This is a genomic window from Rhizobacter sp. P1_G5, from assembly GCF_056405435.1.
Genome location: NZ_JBFUCB010000686.1, coordinates 1 through 3043, shown reverse-complemented (window position 1 = coordinate 3043; position 3043 = coordinate 1). Strand labels below are relative to the sequence as shown.

General features: G+C 63.5%; 5 protein-coding genes. 4 read left to right on the top strand and 1 reads right to left on the bottom strand.

Going from position 1 to position 3043, the window contains the following annotated elements; all coding sequences use genetic code 11:
- The 4 genes from AC1D12_RS29495 to AC1D12_RS29480 all read left to right on the top strand — a co-directional run.
- Positions 1–1691, top strand: a 1691-nt coding sequence (locus AC1D12_RS29495; RefSeq protein ID WP_477844738.1) for an RHS repeat domain-containing protein, incomplete at its 5' end; no start/stop codon positions are given.
- 10 nt (positions 1692–1701) lie between these two features.
- Complete coding sequence (locus AC1D12_RS29490) at positions 1702–1905, top strand: hypothetical protein (RefSeq protein WP_477844736.1); 204 nt, start codon at positions 1702–1704, stop codon at positions 1903–1905.
- 125 nt (positions 1906–2030) lie between these two features.
- Complete coding sequence (locus AC1D12_RS29485) at positions 2031–2396, top strand: hypothetical protein (RefSeq protein ID WP_477829642.1); 366 nt, start codon at positions 2031–2033, stop codon at positions 2394–2396.
- Positions 2389–2742, top strand: a complete 354-nt coding sequence (locus tag AC1D12_RS29480; protein WP_477844734.1) for a hypothetical protein — start codon at positions 2389–2391, stop codon at positions 2740–2742. Before AC1D12_RS29485 ends, AC1D12_RS29480 begins: the two co-directional genes overlap by 8 nt.
- A gap of 12 nt (positions 2743–2754) precedes the next feature.
- On the opposite strand, the gene AC1D12_RS29475 is transcribed toward AC1D12_RS29480, so the two are convergent.
- On the bottom strand, positions 2755–3043 hold a 289-nt coding region (locus tag AC1D12_RS29475), incomplete at its 5' end, for an alpha/beta hydrolase (RefSeq protein WP_477844732.1).

The following is a 3043-nucleotide window of genomic DNA, read 5'->3' as shown; positions in this document are numbered from 1 at the left end:
AGTACCTGAAGGAAGGGCAGCCGGACGCGCTGCTCGTCTGGAACCACAGCCAGACCGGACCGGGCTTCAGCTTCGGCATCGGGCGGCTGACCTCGACCCTCTTTCCGGGCGGATCGACGCAGTACACGTACAACGAATGGGGCGAGGTCGTCGCGAGCACGCAGCGCGTGAGCCCGGCGAGCGGGGCCAACAGCGCGACGGTCACGACGGTGGTCGGCTACGAGTACACGCTCGGGCGCTTGACCGGTATCACCTATCCGTCGGGGCGCAGGCTCGTGCTTCGCTGGAACGGGGCGCACGTGGTGTCGATCGCGTTGGCGAAGAATGGCGTGAGCGAGCCCTTGCCGCTGATCGACCAGGTGAAGTACCAGCCCTTCGGCCCGGTCGAAAGCTGGCAGTGGGCGATGGCTGGCGGCGCGCAGGCGCATGAACGCGTGACGGATCTGGATGGGCGCATCGTGCGGATGCGCATCGGCGACCTGTTCCGCGACATCCGCTACGACGAGGCGGACCGGATCGTCTCGTTCACGCACCTGGCACCGGATGGCACACCGCGGCCGGCATTCGACCAGAGCTTCGGCTACGACGCGAACAGCCGGCTGACGAGCGTGGTCACCGCGACGAGCAGCTGGGCGATCGCCCACGATCCGAACGGCAACCGCCGTGAGCTGAGCCTGAGCGGGGTGCCGAGCACCTACATCACCGAAGCGACCAGCAACCGGTTGCTGGCGATGACCAACCCGGCGCGCAGCTTCGGCTACGACGAAGCCGGCAACACGACCAGCGACAGCGCAGGCTACACCGCGGGCTACGACCTGCCGGGGCAGCTGGCGGTGCTGTCGCGCGGCGGGATGAGCGCGCGCTACAGCTACGACACCGAGCGGCGGCGCATCCGCAAGTTCACGAACGCGGGGCCGCAGAGCACCGTCATCTTCGTGTACGACCCACAGGGCCAGCTGCTCGGCGAGTACGACCAGCAAGGCCGGGCCATCCGCGAATATGTGTGGCTGGACGACGTGCCGGTCGCGGTGTTCATGCCTGCTCCCACGGACTCGGCGGGCGCACCGCTGGTCCACTTCATCCACACCGACCACCAGAACACGCCGCGCGTGGTGGTYGACCGCGAAGGCCGGCAGCGCTGGAGCTGGATGGCCGAGCCCTTCGGCACCACCGCGCCGCCGACCAACCCAGCGGGATTGGGAGACTTCACCTTCAATCTGCGCTTCCCGGGGCAGTATGCAGATGAGGAATCGGGGCTGTTCTACAACTGGAACCGCTACTACCGCAGGGAGGGCGGGGACTACACGCAGAGTGATCCGATCGGGCTGGCGGGCAGGAGCTTGTCGACGTACACGTACGCTGGCGGAAACCCGCTGACGCAGGTCGATCCCGACGGACGCCTCTTTTTCGTCGTGTTGCTAGGCCCGAGTCTCGGTGCGGGCTTGGCAGACTTGGCACTCATCGGTGGGACTTGGTGGGCAATACAGCCGAAGATCGGACCCAGTTGGCCCACACAACCTGAAGGCGGTGATTCACCACGCGACAAGTACGAAAGGGACGGCGCCGCATGTTTCGAGAATTGCAAGCATCTGCTGGACACTTGCCCCAAAGACCTCCAGTCATCGGACTATCGCCGTTGCTTTCGACGTTGCATGTTTGACAGGGGACATTCCGGTTTGCTACCCGATTGAAGGAGAGACGATGAACAGAGATCTAGCAGTCAGGATCAAGGGGAAAGCACTTGCCGCTGTCGAGGAACTCGCTTCGATTCTGGACATTGTCAAGGACGAGATCCCCAGCCACGAGTTTGAGCAGGTGAAGAAGGGCGTCGGGCTGGCTATTGGGTCCATCGAAATGCAAGTCAACGTGCAGCTCTATCGGCAGTTCCCGGACCTGGAAGATTGATGCGAGGTGCCCTTCAAGAGAGCCGGTGCCTCCATGAACAAGCTCGTATAGCCCTGGATCCAATCCCCCGATTTTTTCCCATCGCCTCTCGCAATCTCATCTTCGTCGGACCAACCGGCTACGAGATGCCGATCCACGTGGCCATCAGCGCACCGTACGCCGAAGCGGAAGCCGAAGAGGCAAAGGGTAGAGCGGGGTGCTTGGTCCTGACCTGCGACGATCCCGATCTCACGACCGAGATCACCGGGTCCGATGAGATGGAGGCGTTGCTCGCCGGACTTGAGTTTCTGCAGTCTTTCCCGGTGAACCTGGAGTCAATAGGCGGCGGCAGGTTGAAGGCGTTGGATGGTTCGCCCTTTGGTCCCAATGGATCGATCCTGTTGCAGGAATCCAGGGCCATTCAGGTGAGGAAGAACGCAAGGCGTTCAACTGAGAATCTGGCCCGCTTGAAGACACCAGGCGACGGTGGTGAGGAAGCAGGCGATGGCTGACATTGAAGTAGCGCCGTGCTTCGACGTGACAGTCTGGGTTCTGATGGGACTTACTCTGATTCAGCTCGGCGGATGCGACTCGCCGCAGCCGGCCGAGATTCCGCAGTCATGGGCCATGAGCTTCCAAGGGAAGACTCTTGGCGAGATACGCAGTGCCATCGGACACCCCACGGAGTCATCTTCTGCAAAGCAGTTCGAGAACTGGATTCAGACCACCGAGGAGGGGACAAAGATGCTGAAAGTCATTTGCCCCGAGCGATGTGCGGACCAAGAGCTTGCCGCTGAAGTCTGGTTCCTGACTTTCAAGGATGGCTCTTCCACGCCTGCGTCGCGAATGCGCTTGTAGGCTCGGCCGGTGTCAGGCCGGCAGCCCGAACAACTCCGACAGCGCCTGCCGCATCGGCGCTTCGCCGACCGCATGCGTGTCGTGGTGCGACCCGCCCGGCACCAGCACGAAGCGCTTGGCCGACACCGCCGCGTCGTACAGCGCGCGACCCAGTGCATGCGGGATCAGCTGGTCGTCGTCGCCATGCACCACCAGCACCGGGGCCCGCACCGCGCCGATCTTCTGCGCCGCGTCGAAACGCTGCGTGATGAAGCGGCGCACCGCCGACCAGCCGAAGCTGAAGCTCGCGACCACGTCGGAC

Coding starts and splice junctions, on each gene's coding strand:
- AC1D12_RS29490 (WP_477844736.1), top strand. CDS start 1,702: ATGAACAGAGATCTAGCAGTCAGGATCAAGGGGAAAGCACTTGCCGCT.
- AC1D12_RS29485 (WP_477829642.1), top strand. CDS start 2,031: ATGCCGATCCACGTGGCCATCAGCGCACCGTACGCCGAAGCGGAAGCC.
- AC1D12_RS29480 (WP_477844734.1), top strand. CDS start 2,389: ATGGCTGACATTGAAGTAGCGCCGTGCTTCGACGTGACAGTCTGGGTT.